Annotated in this window: 15 protein-coding genes; 10 read left to right on the forward strand and 5 right to left on the reverse strand. The window is 38.7% G+C overall.

All coding sequences use genetic code 11. The annotated features are described in order from the left end of the window. Nucleotides 1-116 precede the first annotated feature (116 nt). The 4 genes from H8R91_RS06975 to H8R91_RS06990 all read right to left on the reverse strand — a co-directional run bounded on the left by H8R91_RS06975 (nucleotide 117) and on the right by H8R91_RS06990 (nucleotide 6,422). Nucleotides 117-3,008: a GIY-YIG nuclease family protein gene (locus H8R91_RS06975; RefSeq protein ID WP_186935420.1), complete on the reverse strand. Its 2,892-nt coding sequence runs from the start codon at nucleotides 3,006-3,008 to the stop codon at nucleotides 117-119. Then, entirely contained in the window at nucleotides 2,998-4,554 is a 1,557-nt protein-coding gene (locus tag H8R91_RS06980; RefSeq protein ID WP_186935421.1) for an Eco57I restriction-modification methylase domain-containing protein, read from the reverse strand. Before H8R91_RS06980 ends, H8R91_RS06975 begins: the two co-directional genes overlap by 11 nt. Continuing rightward, a complete protein-coding gene (locus H8R91_RS06985) occupies nucleotides 4,547-5,248 on the reverse strand; it encodes a hypothetical protein (protein ID WP_186935422.1) in 702 nt (233 codons plus the stop codon). The genes H8R91_RS06980 and H8R91_RS06985 overlap by 8 nt, the downstream gene beginning before the upstream one ends. 331 nt (nucleotides 5,249-5,579) lie before the next feature. Further along, nucleotides 5,580-6,422: a tyrosine-type recombinase/integrase gene (locus H8R91_RS06990; protein WP_186935423.1), complete on the reverse strand. Its 843-nt coding sequence runs from the start codon at nucleotides 6,420-6,422 to the stop codon at nucleotides 5,580-5,582. A 563-nt stretch (nucleotides 6,423-6,985) separates the two neighbouring features. Here H8R91_RS06990 and H8R91_RS06995 point away from each other — a divergent pair. The 6 genes from H8R91_RS06995 (at nucleotide 6,986) to H8R91_RS07020 (ending at nucleotide 10,500) form a co-directional block, all read left to right on the forward strand. After that, a complete protein-coding gene (locus H8R91_RS06995) occupies nucleotides 6,986-7,195 on the forward strand; it encodes a hypothetical protein (RefSeq protein ID WP_186935424.1) in 210 nt (69 codons plus the stop codon). Nucleotides 7,196-7,291: 96 nt separating this feature from the next. Next, on the forward strand, nucleotides 7,292-7,627 hold the full coding sequence (locus tag H8R91_RS07000; protein WP_186935425.1) for a replication initiator protein A: 336 nt from the start codon (nucleotides 7,292-7,294) through the stop codon (nucleotides 7,625-7,627). A gap of 96 nt (nucleotides 7,628-7,723) precedes the next feature. Then, the gene (locus H8R91_RS07005; protein ID WP_186935426.1) at nucleotides 7,724-8,557 is read left to right on the forward strand and encodes a ParB/RepB/Spo0J family partition protein; all 834 of its coding nucleotides are present in this window, start codon (nucleotides 7,724-7,726) and stop codon (nucleotides 8,555-8,557) included. A 1-nt stretch (nucleotide 8,558) separates the two neighbouring features. Continuing rightward, entirely contained in the window at nucleotides 8,559-8,798 is a 240-nt protein-coding gene (locus H8R91_RS07010) for a hypothetical protein (protein WP_186935427.1), read from the forward strand. Next, nucleotides 8,799-9,341: a recombinase family protein gene (locus H8R91_RS07015; protein WP_186935428.1), complete on the forward strand. Its 543-nt coding sequence runs from the start codon at nucleotides 8,799-8,801 to the stop codon at nucleotides 9,339-9,341. Between the two features lie 19 nt (nucleotides 9,342-9,360). Next, complete coding sequence (locus H8R91_RS07020; protein ID WP_186935429.1) at nucleotides 9,361-10,500, forward strand: recombinase family protein; 1,140 nt, start codon at nucleotides 9,361-9,363, stop codon at nucleotides 10,498-10,500. A gap of 434 nt (nucleotides 10,501-10,934) precedes the next feature. Here H8R91_RS07020 and H8R91_RS12420 read toward each other — a convergent pair whose 3' ends face one another. Continuing rightward, the gene (locus H8R91_RS12420; RefSeq protein ID WP_186935430.1) at nucleotides 10,935-13,757 is read right to left on the reverse strand and encodes an ATP-dependent DNA helicase; all 2,823 of its coding nucleotides are present in this window, start codon (nucleotides 13,755-13,757) and stop codon (nucleotides 10,935-10,937) included. Between the two features lie 315 nt (nucleotides 13,758-14,072). On the opposite strand from H8R91_RS12420, the gene H8R91_RS07030 reads away from it, so the two are divergent. From H8R91_RS07030 to H8R91_RS07045, 4 genes are read left to right on the forward strand one after another with little or no spacing between them, the layout of a single operon-like run. Beyond that, the gene (locus tag H8R91_RS07030) at nucleotides 14,073-14,282 is read left to right on the forward strand and encodes a helix-turn-helix domain-containing protein (protein ID WP_186935431.1); all 210 of its coding nucleotides are present in this window, start codon (nucleotides 14,073-14,075) and stop codon (nucleotides 14,280-14,282) included. 39 nt (nucleotides 14,283-14,321) lie between these two features. Next, nucleotides 14,322-17,468: a DEAD/DEAH box helicase gene (locus tag H8R91_RS07035; RefSeq protein WP_186935432.1), complete on the forward strand. Its 3,147-nt coding sequence runs from the start codon at nucleotides 14,322-14,324 to the stop codon at nucleotides 17,466-17,468. Beyond that, a complete protein-coding gene (locus H8R91_RS07040) occupies nucleotides 17,468-17,875 on the forward strand; it encodes a (deoxy)nucleoside triphosphate pyrophosphohydrolase (RefSeq protein ID WP_186935433.1) in 408 nt (135 codons plus the stop codon). Before H8R91_RS07035 ends, H8R91_RS07040 begins: the two co-directional genes overlap by 1 nt. Next, nucleotides 17,853-18,278, forward strand: a complete 426-nt coding sequence (locus tag H8R91_RS07045) for a peptide deformylase (protein WP_186935434.1) — start codon at nucleotides 17,853-17,855, stop codon at nucleotides 18,276-18,278. Before H8R91_RS07040 ends, H8R91_RS07045 begins: the two co-directional genes overlap by 23 nt. Nucleotides 18,279-18,291: the final 13 nt, after the last annotated feature.

Here is an 18,291-nt window from a genome sequence, read left to right on the forward strand (position 1 = left end):
TTTTATTTACCAAGTTGCAATGCATAATCTTAGCGAGCAGACCATTTGGATAAACACAGTTTTCCAAACGGTAATTCCCTCGTTAGGGACATCCTAAGACCTGTATGTAAAGAAATTTATTGCAGACTTAAAAATCCACCAATAAAAGCATCGGGAAAGATAAACTGTTTTTCGCCGTTCTTAAATTTAATGCGAATATATTTTTTAGCTTTATCCATCCAAACAACAGTACCTTCGCCAAACATTTTGTGTTTTACAATCGTTCCGGTTCCGACATCGGCAAGAATATGTTCCCAATCGATTTGCGGTTTTTCCTGCTTTTCGGGATTAACCGTTTTTTGGGCTGAAGTAGTATCAATTTTAGAACTTGCACTTGATTCGGGTGCCGTTTTGGTTTCTGTAGCAGAAATTATCGCATCGGTCAAATCTGTAATGGTTGCTTGTTGTTTAGAATAAAGTGCCTCATATTCTTCTCGGCGAAGAACAGTGTCCCAACCGCCGACAGCCTCACCCTCGTGCTTGTCAATTCCTGTATAGTTAAGGCTTGAATTCTCATACTTTCTAAATCCGAAAATGCCTTGATTCATCTTTTCAGGATCGAACAAACCGATAGAACAAAGAACATCAAAATTTTTAACTGAAAGTCCTGTTACTTTTTTGAAAAGCTCCGGCTCAATCTGTGTTATAACATCTTTTATCGTTTGCTCACGGTAATCGGTCAAATACATAAACGCAGGAATACGAGCAGCGAGTTTTAGCAAATTTTCCTGAACCTGCTTACGCAAAGATTTTGCTTTCTTTTCGTCCTCTGAAATTTCTTTTTTCTCTTGCTTTGTAAGGTTGTCGCCCTTTTCTTTTTTGAGCTTTTTAACCTTTTCTGAACGGTTGATAATCGTCTGAATTTCGGAATTAAGCGAACGGAATCCCTCAATATTCATAAGTGCGTCCAAAGCGTCTTGATTGTTTTGTAACTTCTTGAGAGTATCGTTATCAACATGAACAAGCAGAGCTGTCTGCCAACGCTTCGCAAGTAAAGTAGCCGAAGTGCCTGCGTATGTAATATCAAGTATATCCTGTGCATCAATTTTGTTCATTGATGAACCGTCAAAAGCAAGAACAGGTAAGAAATTTATAAACTCCGACACCTTTTGTTCAGGACTTGTGTCGTCAACTTTTAATCGGCAGGAATAATCCGAAATTTGTCGCAATGCACGCTCTAATGCAAAGTCGAATACATAACATTCTTTTTTAATAATTTCTCGATTGCCGTGTTCATCTTTAATTTCCCAAGGAGATTGCACACGAAATGCTGTTTGGAAATATGTTTCGGGCGATTTCAAATTACGAAGCATAAATACGCCTGCCCACGGTCTAACCGTAACGCCTGTTGTGAGTTTTCCGCAAGAGAGAGTTATTGTTTTTGTTTTAAGTGGATCGCCCATAGCATTGAGTACAGGTGTTAAAGCATCTAAGCCAATGCCCGCTTTTGTTCCGGCGCATACAATAATTTTGTAATCGCTAAAGAAATTGTTTTGCTTTTGCTTGAGTAAATTATACATTGCATAACAACTTGCAATATTAGGCAAAAACCAAAGAGTATGTGATAAAACATTCAAAAGTGTTGTATCTGAAAAGGGCATAGGCGGTCGTTCTGCGCCAAGCTTTAATCCATCAACAGGCATATAGTTGCCTTGAATCATTTTCAACCAATTTTGTACATAATCTTCATAGACAAATCGTGCTGTTTCCGGCTTGTCCTTTTCTTCACATTCTGCACGGAAAAATTCGTTTATATCAAATTCATCATAGCCCTCGTTTGTGGCAACATTGGTAATAGAATCCGGGACCTTGTATGTGAGCATAATCATCTTTGGCAGTGCTGCATAAGGATTATCTTCAGCCTTGCCTGTCCAATTTTCTTTTGCCGATTGCTCATCGGAATAAGTCCAGTTGAAAATTTGGTCTTCTAAAAATTCGCCGGAATTTAACGCTCTGAACGGTGTGCCTGACAGATAAAGATAGTGATTTGAAGTGATTGGCAAAAATGACTCGTTAATTGCGTTGCCTGCCTCTTCTTTTTGATATTTTTCAATGTCGAAATCGTCATTTTCTTCGTCGAATTTTTCAAAAAGATTTTTTGCATTTTCACGCCATGCACCAAAATGGTATTCATCAAATACTACCAAATCCCAATTTGTTGTGTGTATAAATTCATTCTTTGCTTTTATGCCTCCGGCACTGTTAGTACCTAATAAATCTTGAAACGAACCGAAAACCACAATCGGCTTTGTGCTATCGCAATCCTCAAATTGTTCGTCAAGCTCTCTTGCATCAAATTTTGCCTCTTTGTTTGAAACAAACTGCCACCCTAAAAAATCAATATGGTGTGATAAATCTTCCTGCCATGCCGATTCAACCGCAGGCTTAAAAGTTAAAACCAAAATTCTTTTGAAATTCATTGATTTTGCAAGTTGGTATGTTGCAAATGTTTTGCCGAAACGCATTTTAGCATTCCATAAAAATTTAGACGGGCGGTCAGGGTCATCTTTTTTTGATTGTTCAAAATAGTCTTTTGCCATTTGCACGGCAGTTTGTTGTTCTTTTCGCATAGAAAAATTCCAAGTGCGCTGACCTTCAAAGCGAATACCTGTTCTTACTTCTTCTATTGTTTCAAGAGCCTCTTTTTCTGAACAACAAAACCATTCGTTATGGTCTTTACCCTCGTTTAACTGTCGAAAGCCTTTGTGTTTTAGCAATCGGTGAACATCTTTATCTGTAAAGCAAGTTCCGTCGGAACGCATAGCAGACTCTTTGAATAACACCTTAAACGGAATACCTGCGGTATGTAACTGCTCTTTGATTCTGCTTTCGGTATTTTCACGGTCGGTATATCCGATTTTTATATACCCGTCATGGTCGGCAACGGTAGGTAAAACATAGCCGTAAATAGTCGGCACAACAGCAGGTCGGTTGTGTAGAATGTCGGATAGACTGATATTATTTGCCATTAGTTATACCTCCTGCTTTTGGTTTTATCATGGTTTCTATAAAATCAATTTCATTTTCTGAAAGATTATACTTTTTATATAATTTTTCATCATTCCAACCTATGTTATAATCCTGATCTGGAATAAAAATGAATTTATCTTTAGATAAGTTAATAGAAGAAACTGCTTGTAATAGCAGAAATCGAAAGAACTTTGTATTCATATATTCTATACAATTATTTACCTTGGTAGGTGAATCACTTGTATATGCAATGAGATATGAATCCGTACACACTTCATCAGGTCCAAGTTGTTTTGTTGTTGATAGGACACCCAACATTCCATCCTTGTCTGGTTCACCGGCATGTTCTGCCGTAACCTTGCTTATCATAACTTTATATTTTTTAATCGTGTCATGACCTTGTTTAATTTGCGATTTTTCAATATAGCTAATACCGTCGCTTGAATATAATGCGATTTCTCCCTTCTCTTTTTTACCTCTTGCAGAGGAAGAAAGGCCATATGGATTTCTAGTGCCTACATGACATGCAAAACAATTTTCATTATATTCTTTTACTTTTTCTATTATTGAAATAGCCTCATTATATCGTATAAACACTTCAAATTCGTTTAAATCACGCATCTTTTTAGAAACATGGCCATCATGGATATTGGTATAATGGCATTTTCCTTTATAACCTTTTGTTTTTAGAAAATAACAAACTCCACCACCTATACTTATTCCTGGGAAGCAGTCTTTAGCATTAACAAAATCTACTAAATGTGATATTTGAGTATCATTAAGCATTGATTTTCTAAAATTGTCAAGTCCTTTACCTCCAGCATACCATCTTGCCGGAATAATCATCGTTAAGTACCTTGGATTTAATTTTTCTGCTTGTTCAATAAATCTATGATAAATTGGCTTTGCACTTGCACCATTTCCCCCATCATCCAACTGATAAGGAGGATTACTTATTATAACATCAAATTTCATATCTAATAGCCTTTCAGGGTTGTCAATATGTATCCACTCGTAAGCATGAGTCTCTAATTCTAGTTTACGTTTTTCGCTTCCTAATACCGTTTTTTTAGACACGCCACAATATTTGCATTTTCCGTTTACCCAAGTATGATTTATGCGTCTAAATCGAATATTGCCCTCCGGACTATCAAATTCCGTAATTGAATACGGACCGTTGGGATATTTCGAGCAATAAAGACTTCGGCGAGATAAAAGGCTCGTCAGTTCTGTAATTGCAATACCGTAAAGCTGCTTATGGAAAATATGGTCAATACGCTCCTGCAAATCGGGTATTTTATCCTCAAGCCCTACTAACAATCGCTTTGCAATTTCACGAAGAAAAACGCCTGTTTTGCAAGCCGGGTCTAAAAATGTTGTGTTCGGATCTGTGAACAGCTCTTGAGGTAAAAGGTCAAGCATTTGATTAACCACATCCGGCGGTGTAAAAACCTCGTCATTTGAGAGGTTTGATAAACAACTTAGTACATCAGGTGTGTGTTGAGTTTTATTTTTATAGATTGTATCAAAAAAACTGTTAGCCATTTTCCCATATCCTCCTGTAATTTATCGGCGGATATTCACAAATCGGCTCCGCCATATATTCATCCGTAACGGGATTTTTAGATAAGTACTGATTTGTATCGTCTGAATTGAACAGCGATTGTTGTTTTGATTTTTTGGGTTTTTCATTCGCTTTCAATAAAACATCAAGACGAAAATCTCGCCTTTTCAGTTTTGTACCAAGCACCATACTCCACTCAGGGAAAACTATCGGAATATCGGTATCATTTTGATGTTCGTCAACGCACATAAGAGTTAAAGCGTTACCGCATAAAATGTTCTTTTGAAGAATGTATTTAACCGATTTGCGTGTATCGTCGTTACATTGCTTTTTGCAAACTGCTTTATATTCTTTTTCCCAAATAGAATACAAACGATTGCGACATTCCTCGGTGTTATCTTGCATAATATCCACACCATAAACGCTCGAAACAGCAAGAACGGAATAACGGTCAAAATCATAAGGATTGCTTTTATATAATCTTTTTACAGTTGCCAATTTTCTTGTTAAAATTTCAACAAGGAAATTTCCGTTGCCACAAGCCGGCTCAAGGAATCGACTGTCAATTCGGTCACATTCTTGCGAAACCAAATCGCACATTGCTTTTACTTCTCGTTCCGCAGTAAAAACCTCTCCATGATCGGCAACACGCTGTTTCGATTTAACTTGTTTCATCACGCTTTTATCACTCTCCGTACAACAAAATCGATATTATGTTGTAAAACATACTTAATTTATTTTTGATTATATCATATTTCATATTTATTTACAATGCTACATATATTGTACGATATGAAAAGTACCAAAATCGTCACCTAAAACAAACACGAATAAGCCTTTTCAAGTTTTTTCTTGACAAGGCTTGGTTCGTCATACTCATTTTTAGTTTTCGGCACCTACATTTGATTGTAGGTGCTTTTTTATTTTGTATGGAATTGATTCTAAATGCAACATAATATCGATTATGTTATTCGCCGCCGATTTGGACGGATTTTTTGTTTTTAAGCTAAATAATCAAGTGCATATTTTCCATTCTTTTGCGGTGTTCCGTACCGGTGGAAATAATATAAATTCGAGTTGTGTTGATACTGCTGTGACCAAGAATGTCGGCAAGCTTTGCAATATCTTTTTCAATCCCATAAAATGTGCGTGCAAACAGATGGCGAAGATTATGCGGAAACACCTTTTGCGGATTGACATTTGCATCTTTGCACAAGGCTTTCATCTCTCGCCAGATATTCGTGCGGTTTATCGGCTTTCCGCTTTTCGTTACAAAAATCATACCGTTTTTTATTCCTTGCTCTGCTGCATAGCGGAGCAATTTTTGTTTCAGTTCTTTCACGATAAAAACTGAGCGTGTTTTTGCCTTGCAGTTTACAATTGCCTCGCCACACTTCACTGCCTCAATCGTGATATATTGCAACTCGCTGACACGAATGCCTGTGGCACAAATCGTTTGAATAATTAAATTCAATCGTTCGTTTTTCTTTTGCTTTGCCGCTTGACACAAGCGTTTGTATTCTGCTCTTGTCAATTCTTTTTCTTCCGAGCAAAATACTTGCTGTTGCAATTTTAGCGATTTCACTCTCAAATCAAACCAATTCAAAAATGCAAACAGGCTGTTGATACTTGCAAGCATTGAGTTCACACTGCGAACAGCGTAATTTTCCTGCAAATGATTTTTGTAGGCAATCACGGTTTCTTTAGTTATTGCTTTGGACTTTGCATAAAGCGAAAATGCTTTTACATCACGAATATATTTTTCAATCGTTGCCGTGCTTTTCTCTTGCAGCTCTAAATTTTTTCTAAAATCATCAATAATATCTGCCGTTAAAATTCGTCCTTTCATTGTATTTACCTCCGAGTAAGTGTTAACTATATTGTACCCGAAAAGTATGTCTCCAAAATTGTCGCTTAAATTTTAGATAAATACAAAGTGCAAGTCGATTGTGCGAATTAAAAGAAGTCCCTGTTGGGTTTACAGAATTTTCTGTATCTCAACAGGGATTTTTGCTTTCTCACAATTTTTTTCGTTTACAGGGGTGCAAAACGATTCTCTCAGTTCAAACAAGTTAGGGTGGTAATCGGGTTTCAGGGTATTCCCTGACAAAGTGTTTTACCGTTTTTTCGCCGCATGGGTAAAAACGGTCTGCTCGCTCAGATTGAACATTCGATATTGGATTCGCATTACCCATAATCTTTACAATTAAAAATCAAGGCACAGCTTACGGAGAAAAATCCGTTGGCTGTGTCTTTTTCTTTTTGCCTATTAAAATTGAATACCAAATTCAAACTAACTTTTCCCCTTCGATTTGATAAATCGGAGAGATTTTTTATTTTCGGAAACTTTTTCTCTTCGGAGGGGGTACAAAACGGCTCTCCCGGTTCAAACAAGTGAAGGGAGTTTTTACAATGCCGAGATTATCAAAGAAAGCAAAACAAGAATGGGATTTTTTCATAAATCCCGAAACAGGCAGAAGAACATACAACAGCCTTTACCTCAAAAGCAAAAACAAATGCAAGCAAAGCCACAAGGCAATCGTTGTTTTCTGCCCGAAGTACAAATCCAAAAGAGGAGCAAAAAGCGTTAAAAATCGTCGTGAATATGATGACAGCGGTTAATTTGATGTAGCGATACTTGTTTTCAATGAAAAGCCGATACAAAAGAAAAAATTACCGATTTTGGCACCAAATCAATACAGAAACAGAGGTGATACAGTGAACAAATATTTCAAAATATCGGATGCTAAAAACTTTACTTTCTACAAAGTACCGAAAGCGTTATTTGAAGAAAAGTACAAATCGGTTTCAACAGATGCAAAAATGCTGTACGGACTTTTGCTTGACCGAATGTATTTGTCCGTCAAAAACGGCTGGATAGATAAACAAGGCAGAGTATATCAATATTTCACAATAAAATCCGCTCAGAAAAAACTGCATTTCGGTCACGAAAAGATATGCAAGTTATTCTTCGAACTTGAAGTCGCAGATTTGATTATTCGCAAAAGACAAGGTCAGGGGAAGCCGAGCATTATCTATCTGAAACAATTCTGATTTTCGGTTTTCTTGATTTCCGAATAACGGAAGGTAATAAGACTTAGAAGATTAAGACTGTTACCGGCCGAGAAAAGAATATATATGGAGGTTAAAATGATAAAAAACATAAGCATAGATTTACTTGTTCCCTTTGAAAATCATCCGTTTAAGAAAAGAAGCGGAATTGAGCAACAAGAATTAACCGAAAGCATAAAAGAAAACGGATTGCTTGAACCGATAATCGTTCGTTCTTTTCCGGCCGGTAAATATGAAATTATCAGCGGACACAGACGAGTTGAAGCGTGCAAGGAACTCGGAATAACAAGCGTACCCGCAATAATCGAAGAACTCACAAAAGACGAGGCAATTGTGCAAATGGTGGATTCAAACATACACCGTGAACATATTTTACCGAGTGAAAAGGCTTTTGCATACAAAATGAAATCAGAGGCTTTGAAGCATCAAGGGAAAACTTCGTGCCAACTTGGCACAAAGTTAAGAACAGATGAAAAGATTGCAGAAACCGTCGATGACAGCGCAAGACAAATACAGCGATATATCCGCCTGACATATTTAATACCCGAATTACTTAAACTCGTTGACGAGGAAAGGATAGCCTTTACTCCTGCGGTTGAACTTTCATATCTGTCGGAATATGAACAGCAAATATTGCTTGAACAAATCGAATTTACCAACGCTACGCCGTCATTGTCACAAGCACAAAGATTGAGAAAATTCAGTAAAGACGGCAACTTTTTCGTCGATACGGTTTTCGCCGTTCTCAATGAAGAAAAGCCAAATCAAAAAGAACAGGTGCGAATATCAGCAGATAAGTTGCGTGACGTCTTGCCAAAAGGTTTGGATAAACAAAAGACCGAAGATTTCATAATTAAAGCTTGCGAACATTACAGAAAATATTTAATCCGACAGCGTGAGAGGGAGAGATAATATGAAAAAGCAAATAACAAATTTCAACTTGGGTACAGGCGAATATATGATAAACGGAGTAAGATATATCGTTTGCGGTAAATTTGAGGATTTTAAGATTAAAAAATATAGCGACAGCAATCATTTGAATAACAGATTGAAAAAACATCTCATGGGCGATTTCGCAGAATTGTCATTTGATAGCATCAATGATAAAATGACAGATGAATATGATTGTTCGACTGTCGTAAAGGAGGATTAAATGCAGTCGAAAAACAAAAACCAAATAGGGATAACTGCTCTTTATTGTCGTTTATCCCGTGATGACGGAACGGAAAGCGAGAGTAACTCCATAGGTAATCAAAAAAAGTTGTTATCACAAAAAGCAAAAGAAATGGGTTTAACGGATACAAAATATTATGTGGATGACGGATATACCGGAACAAATTTCAACCGTCCCGGATTTCAACAGCTTATCGACGATATTGAAATCGGACTTGTTTCTGCCGTAATGGTTAAAGATTTATCCCGCCTGGGCCGTGATTATGTTTCGGTAGGTAATTATACCGACAGCTATTTCCCCGAACATAATGTTCGTTTTATTGCCGTGAACGATGCCATTGACAGCGACGAAGGCGAGAGCGAAATTGCACCGTTCAAGAATATCTTAAACGAAATGTATGCAAGAGATATTTCAAAAAAGATTCGTTCATCCCACAGGCTCAGAGGCAGTATGGCAGAGCCGTTATCGCAACCGCCTTACGGATATATGAAATCTCCGGAAAACAAAAAAATGGATAATTGACCTGGAAGCCGCAACCGTTGTGAAAAGCATATTCAAAATGTGCCTCGACGGTAAAGGCAACGAAACCATTGCAAGAGAATTGCAGGAAAACGAAGTGCTTATTCCTATGGCATATTGGCAGTCCAAAGGACTGAACAGAGGCGGAAAGAAAACACAAACCAATCCGTACAAATGGTGTAAGACAACTGTTCAAAAAATTCTTTCTCAACAAGAGTATTGCGGAGATATTATCAATTTAAAAACATATTCCAAGTCATTTAAAAACAAAACAAGATATGAAAACCCCAAAGAGAATTGGGCTGTATTTAAGAATGTTAATGAGCCGATAATCGACCGAGAAACATTTGAAACCGTACAGAAGTTTATTTCAAAAACAAAGCGTCGGGCTCCGAAAAAAGAAAACGGCGAACGGAGTATATTTAACGGATTGATATATTGCGGAGATTGCCACAGTAAAATGAGATACCACACAAGCACCTCGAATAAAGAAATTCACTATTTCACTTGTTCTGATAACAAAGTTGATTATCGAGGAAAGTGTCTGGGAAGACATTATGTCAGAGCAGACGCCCTTGAAGAAGTTGTAAAACTCGAATTAAGGCGACTTGTTGAAATGTTAGAAATTGACGAGTCATATTTTGCACAACTGCTTTTGCGGAAAAATGACGAAGAAAGAGAAAAAGATAAAAAGTTTTTGGAGTCGGAACTGCAAAAAGCGATTACACGCAGCAACACGGTATCGCAACTTTATGAAAAGCTATACGAGGATAATGTTATCGGAAAAGTCAGCGATGAATGGTTTGTTGAGCTATCTCATAAATACGAAAAAGAGCGTATAGACTTAAAAGCCAAAATTGCGGATACTCGATACAAAATTGAAGAGTTGAAAAACACCAATTCGGAATATGGAAAATTCATATCGGCAATTCGCAGGTTTATGCAAATGGATAATCTGACATCCCCGCTGCTTCGAGAACTGATTGACCATATTGATATTTTTGAAACAGAGGGTACAGGCAAAAGTCGAACGCAACGAATCGTTATATATTACCGTTTTATCGGATATATCGAATTGCCGAACACCGCAAAACAAACCCACATTGCGGATACACGCAAAGGGGTTGCCGTAGAGTATATAACCGAACAATTCACGGCATAAAAAAGAGCAAGGTGTTACCCTTGCTCGTACATACGAATTATATGATAAAACAAAAAGAGTGTTCATAAGTCAAATCCCTTATGAACACTCGATATGGTCGAGGTGACAGAACTTGGACCTGCGGCATCTTGGTCCCAAACGGACCTATGAAGACAATTTCCGCTAAAAATAGCTTTTTCCGCCCCTTTCCGCTCGGAAAACCGCGCTCTTCGGCACTCTTATCTCCACTGTTTCCGAGTGCTCCGAAACGGTAGGTGGTCTGTTATGTGGTCATAAAAACACTCCCCGAACAAAAATCGTTCGGGGAGCGTTCGTTTGGTGGTTGTATAGTAACTCTAAACACCGAAAAAAGTCAAGTCTTTTAAGCCAAAATCTGCGATGCTGTAAACAAAGAAAAAGCGAGAGCATTATTAGATCTCTCTCGCCTTTTTTTATCATTTGATCTCTTGTCTTAATAGAGCCACATCTTTTTGATGATCTTGCGGCTTGATCTGATCCAATACTTTTTCTTCAACCGGTTGAGTCCAGTATATTTTCAAAGACTCTCTTGCTCGTGTAATAGCGGTGTAGAAGATACTATGAGTAATCAACTCATCAATTTCATCAGTTATGATGATCTTGACATGATCATACTCAAGACCTTGGGCTTTATGAATAGATACTGCATAGGCAATTTGGAAAGGAACAATGGCTTTTGAAGGTCCTTCGTCATCTTCGTCTGTGGTCTTATTTTTATTAACGACAAAACGAATGATAGAGTTACCGTTAGCGGCAGTTCCAACTATGGTAAAATCCATATCCTTCATATCCATGTCTATGAGTGGTCGATCTATTTCTATATCAAACTGTATTCCTTCTGTAGCTTTCCCCTCGTTCAGCAAAAGAAAATCGACAATACGACCAGTCATATTGTTATGAATCACGGGAAGCTGTTCTTCTGTACGAGTGAAAAACTTGTCCGACGCATCGTTGAATAAGATAGGGTCGCCTACTTTATAACGTTGTATTCCTCGCCATATTGCCTTGCCTGTATTGCTTTCTTGTAGGAAATGGTTAATATTGTTTATGCCATACAGACCACCATAATTGAGACATAAAACGACCTCACCTTCTCTAGCCGGAGCAAAGATTGATTTGTCCAAATCGGTAGAGTAACCATAAGTTTGAAGAAGATAATATATGTCCCCATTCATTTTTCTGACATCGTTCCAAACATTCAATAGAGCAACAGAATCACTTCTGTAAGGTGTTGTGAGTTCACATACTGCAGTTTGAGGAAGGAAGAACCGTACTGCATCAAACCAATTTCCGAATTCTATTGACTCAATCTGGTAGGTGTCGCCAACCAACACGAGCAACTCGAAGTTTGCTCGTTCAAGGACTTCTCTCATATCTTGATTGTTTACCGTACTACACTCATCAATTATTAGTATATCAAAGGTTGTCTTGCCCTTATATTTGTTGCTTGTGAACTTTGATATGGTCATAAAAGTACTGTTTGCAGATGCGGTAACTTTTCTTCTCATATTGTTTACAGCAGGATTGGTTTGAGCTAAATAAAGTCTTGATTTGCTCGCAAACATGTTCGATATATGATTAATCAAGTATGATTTTCCGGTACCGGCAGAGCCATATATGAGAGCAACTTTCGAGTGAGAAAACATGTTGAGTAGAGCAGCTTTTTTCTCATCACTATTGACTTGATTGGTTGTCTGCATCCAATAGTTTGCCATGTTGGTATAATTGTCTATACCATTTTGGGTAAGATTCTTTATCGTCCTAATTATAGATACAGTATCTTCCTTGTAATGTTCGATGAAAAGATGATTATATTTTATAACCATTTTGCGAAGTTGTTGTTTCTCCGAATGGTATAGCCGCTGATTGTAAGTGGCAACCAGGGATTCCACATCATCAAAGTTGTCAAGCTTATATTTGCCATCCTCCGTTTTTTCGAGCGGCGTAAATAGAATGTTTTCTCTTTCTGTATTGTTTTGGACGACCCAAGCCAAAAGCTCGTGCTCACGTCCCTTTACATCAAGGCAATCAAACAAATCCGATAAGCTGGGAACGTGATTTTTTAATCCAGAACAGAAAGGCATCTCGTCAAAAGGGATACATTTGTTGTCCAAATAAAGATCAGAAAGATTGCTGTTTTTTCCTACATGTACGTATTTGTTTTCAAAACGATCATAGTACCAGATATCTTTATATTGCTTCCTAAGTACACGATTGGTTAGATGGTGCAACAAGTATCGCAGTATATTGCTTCCGGGTGCGTTTTGTTTTATTATATCGCGACATTTTTCAAGACAATCAAAAAAGTGGATGGCTTTTGTCGAAGGAACAAGTTGGCTTCTGAGTTTAGCAAAGGCCTCATCGGAGAACATTATTACTTCTGATAAGCTGAGGCCTGTTTTAGTAAGGAATTGACTGATATTGCGTTGTTCTGCTGAGCCGTAGTCTCTTAGTGAATTGTCAAGAATTCTATTGAAATTCTTTAACTCACAGGGGCGAATATTAACCTCCCAATCGACAATAACACGAATTGGCATACGCTGATCAAAAATCTCAATGCTATTGTCAGCTATAGCAAACTTGACCGCGTAGTAACTGGTAATTTCCATGTCTGTAAAAGCAATGATGCTGTCGGTTTTACTTGCATTGTCATTTGCAGAGACAAATGCAACTTCGTAATATATTTTGTTATTGATGAAAAATGGTTTGATTTTTTGAACGTAAAACCTATCGTAACGGAATCCGCCATGAATAGGAGCATTATACCTATCAACTACGGTAGCAATTTTAGTATAGTATTCTGCGAGTTCATCATTAGTGTCTAAAGGGAATTGTTCTAGGTTTTCGAGTACCACCATAGAGTATTTGTCATATAGAAATTTCCTGATTCGGAACAAATATTCATAGTATCTTATCATGAGTCTCTCGGCATTGTGTTCTTTGAGCACACGATGAGATGATGATACTTGAAGGAAGTGGTGAAATCTAGATAAGTGTATTAACTGCGGCTCGTTTTTTACGTACTTAACCGCGACTTTTAGATTCTCGTGAGTGTCTTCAATATCTCCACCGTTAGCATATTCTTTAAGAATGATGTGTTCTACAAAATGGCGCAAAGATTCCAAAACTTCTTGAGAAACCTCTCCGCGTGTTGATTCGCCCAAACGACTGATTTGGCGACAAATAATCTTGTTGCTTTCATAAATTGCCTCATCTACTTTTAATAATCCCGCAATCACGGTTTTGCACCTCCATTATTATATGATTCTATATCAACTGTTGTGGGCCTTTGTGGATTATCAAAGTTATTATACCATGTTTCACTAAATATTTCAATGTGACTTCAGGATAGTGTTTCAAATACACTGCAGTAGACAAAGAAAAAGGAAATTTGAATATCCCAGGGAATAAGATAGAACTTTGCGACAAAAACCGAGAAATACTGAAATCGCAGTATTATTATGCCGAAAGCCGTTGATATTCAGTCTGAAATGTGGTATAATGACGAAAATGGTAAAATGCCAAATTTATAACTGCGTATGAGGTGTAATGCAATGGCCGCAAGCTTTAAAAAATTGTTCAAGCTTTTGATCGACCGTGATATGAAAAAGAAAGAACTCGCCGAAAAAGCCGGCATCAGCATCGCAACCATTACAAAGATGGGCAAAGACGGCGCCGTCGTCAGCAGCGAAGTGCTCGTGAAGATATGCTCTGCATTGGGCTGCACGATGGATGATATAGTGGAAATCATTGATCAAGCATAAAAGAGGATTTAACAAACGCGAGGAAGGGTATTAAGGTATATGTTACACGATGGGCTTTATGAGCAAATAATCAATAATAGCTTAGAGAAAGAGCTTGATTCCACGGAGAAGCTCTCTACAACTGCACCTATTGATAGTGCTGAGGCGGCCAAAGTGTTAGCAAAATATGTTGCCGAGGTTGTTGAAAAAGGATTGGATAATATCGTCGATAACGGCGGTGACATCAACTCGCAAGTAGCTCTTGCCAATCGTATTATTTCTACCATTATTTGCGAAACAAAGGAAAATACCTTTCATGACATGACGGTTGCAAAACGGGCTGAACAGCTTCTCGCCCTTTTTGATAGAAAGAACAACATCCTTGCGCTCGACGAAAAGGCAGCGATTATTCGCCCCGAAACATCTATTGCACAAAGCTCGCTATTTACTGGTGCAATCCACGAGCCGCAGATGTTTTCAGAGCTCAAGAAGGAAATTATATCCTGTAACCGTATTGATATGCTGGTATCCTTCATTAAATGGAGCGGACTGCGCTTAATAATGGATGAGCTTAAAACCTTCACACAAAACGGCGGTGAACTCCGCATTATTACAACCTCTTATATGGGAGCGACCGATGTAAAGGCAATCGAAGAACTCCGCAAACTTCCTAACACAAAAATCAAGGTGAGTTATGACACCAAACGCACCCGACTTCATGCGAAAACGTATGTTTTCTATCGGGATACCGGTTTTACTACGGCGTATGTTGGTTCGTCGAACCTATCTAATGCTGCCATTTCCAGCGGCCTTGAATGGAACGTAAAGGTCACAAAGAAGGACCAGCCGGAAACGATTGACAAAATCGAAGCCACCTTTGAAAGCTATTGGAATTCCAATGAATTTGAATATTACAACGAGGAGCAAAAGGAGCGTTTAGCCCGTGCGCTAAAGGCTGAAAAATACTTTGACAGTAATAATGCCGAAGTTTATACAATGGATATTGCGCCATATGCCTATCAGCAAGAAATTCTTGATAAGCTGGAAGCAGAGCGCAAGGTTCGTGGCTATCACAGAAACCTTGTTGTTGCCGCCACAGGTACCGGAAAGACGGTGATTTCTGCGCTTGATTACAAGCGTTTCCGCAAGCAAAACCCGGATAAGCCTTGCCGACTTTTGTTCGTGGCTCATCGTGAAGAAATTCTGGAACAAAGTATGTACACCTTTCGCGCAGTACTGAAAGATGCAAACTTTGGGGAGATGTTTGTAGGCAGCTATAAACCGGAAAGCATAGATAATCTTTTTATATCTATTCAAACTTTCAACTCGAAGAGCTTTACCGAAAAAACAACATCAGATTTTTATGATTATATTATTGTGGACGAGTTCCACCATGCTGCCGCGCCTACATATCAAAAGCTCTTATCCTATTATAATCCGCAGATTCTTCTCGGTTTGACGGCAACGCCTGAACGTATGGACGGAAAGAGCATTTTGCCGTATTTTAATAATCGTATTGCTGCCGAAATTCGTCTGCCCGAAGCTATTGACCGTAAGCTCCTGTGTCCGTTCCAGTATTTCGGTGTAACTGATACGGTTGATCTAGATCACTTAAAATGGGCAGCCGGAGGTTATGATAAAGGCGAACTTTCGCGAATTTATACACTCAGCGGCATGATGGCAAATCGTCGCGCCGACTTGGTGGTTTCTTCATTGCTCAAATATGTTACTGATATTGATGATGTAAAGGGGCTTGGATTTTGCGTAACGGTTGAACACGCAGAATTTATGTCTAATTACTTTAATGCCCGCGGAATTCCGTCGATGTTCCTGACCGGACATTCGCCGGACGAAGAAAGAAAAGAGTCAAAGGCCAGGCTTGTAAAAGGTGAAGTGCGGTTTATCTTCGTCGTTGATATCTACAACGAAGGTGTGGACATTCCTGAAGTCAACACGGTTTTATTCTTGCGTCCAACAGAATCTTTGACAGTGTTTTTACAGCAGCTTGGACGTGGACTGCGTTTATCCGAGGATAAAGAGTGCCTGACTGTACTTGATTTTATCGGACAGGCAAACAAAAAGTATAATTTTGAAGATAAGTTTGCAGCTCTACTTTTCAACACCACACGAGGCGTAACACGTGAAATTAAGGATGGGTTTATTTCACTCCCAAAGGGATGCTATATTCAGCTTGAAAAGAAGGCAGCAAGATATATTCTTGATAACATTCGCGCATCTTATGGAAACAGCGCAGGTCTTGTTGCACGTATAGCAACCTTTGAAGAAGATACCGGCCTAAAACTTACTCTCGAAAACTTTCTTGACCACTATCGTTTGGATCCTCGCTCAATCTATAAATTTGCTTCTTTTTCTCGTCTGTGCGCGCGTGCAGATATAATTGATGATTTCGAGGAACCGATCGAAGAGGTAATGTCAAAAGCACTCAGCCGTTTTGCTTTGGTTGATTCAAGACGTTGGATTGTGTTTATGCTACGTGTTTTGGAAAACATCGACCATTTCGGCCTTACAAAACTTTCGGATATAGAAAAGCGTATGCTTCAGATGTTCTATATTACAATGTGGGGAAAAGCGATTGAGGATTGGAACGCGGACGAAGTATTCGAAAATTTCCGGGCTCTTTTAAATAGCCCGATAATGCTTTCTGAGCTGATTGCATTGCTCAAATATAACTACAATCGCATTGATTTTATTGATGAGCCTGTCAGCCTCGGATTTGATTGTCCGCTGGATCTGCATTGTACCTATACGCGCGATCAACTGCTTGTTGCAATGGATTTTATGAAGCCAAGCACGGTTCGCGAAGGTGTAAAATGGTTGCCCGACAAGGAAATTGATGTGTTCTTTATCACATTGAACAAGTCGGATAAAGACTACTCGCCTACAACCATGTATCAGGATTATTCCATCAATGAAACACTGTTCTATTGGCAAAGTCAAAGCACGACCAATGCAGAAGGTAAAGTCGGTCAGCGGTATATCAATCATCGCAAAAACGGCAGCAAGGTTCTCTTGTTTGTGCGCGAATTTAAGAATGATGTTTACGGCAATACTGCACCGTACACTTATCTTGGTACTGCAAATTATGTTTCACATAACGGTTCAAGACCGATGAATATTACATGGAGATTAGATGCCCCCATTCCGGCAAAATACCTGAAGAAAACAAACAAATTGGTGGTTGGATAATGACAGAAGTAGTGGCCGCTCTTATATGGGATAAAGATAAATTTATGATTTGCCAACGCCCGGCGCATAAAGCCAGAGGCCTTTTGTGGGAATTCGTCGGCGGTAAGGTGGAACCGGGCGAGACGAAAGAACAGGCGCTTATCCGCGAATGCCAAGAAGAACTTGCCGTGACGCTTTCTATTGGTGATGTATTTATGGATGTCGTTCATGAATACCCGGATTTGACAGTGCATCTAACCTTGTTCAATGCAGTTGTCATTGAAGGCGTACCGCAAAAATTTGAACATAAAGATATAAAATGGATTGCACCGAGTGGAATTCCGAATTATGAATTCTGCCCGGCGGATGTAGAGATATTGAAAAAGATAATCGAGGTTTACGGAAATGGTCAAGGAACTGATACATGATCCGATATTTCTTGCGGGAAAGTCGGAACCGGCAACAAAAGATGATCTATTCGTCGCACAGGATCTGCTCGATACGCTGATTGCGCACAAGGATAGTTGTGTCGGCATGGCAGCGAATATGACTGGCGTGAAAAAACGAATAATCGCTTTTCTCGATGAAAGTAGACGGATATCTACTTACACTGTAATGCTCAATCCGGAAATTATAAAAAAAGACAGCGTATACGATGCCGAGGAAAGTTGCCTATCTCTTCTCGGCGGCCCACGCCCTTGCAAACGCTATAAATCCATTAAGGTTAAGTATCAAAACTTGGAATTGCAGACTCGCATCAAGACCTACACAGGCTGGACGGCTCAGATCATTCAGCACGAAATCGATCATTGTAATGGAATTTTAATTTGAGAACTATATTATA

The sequence above is a fragment of the Ruminococcus intestinalis genome (assembly GCF_014288065.1).
Taxonomy (GTDB): Bacteria; Bacillota; Clostridia; order Oscillospirales; family Acutalibacteraceae; genus Ruminococcoides; species Ruminococcoides intestinale_A.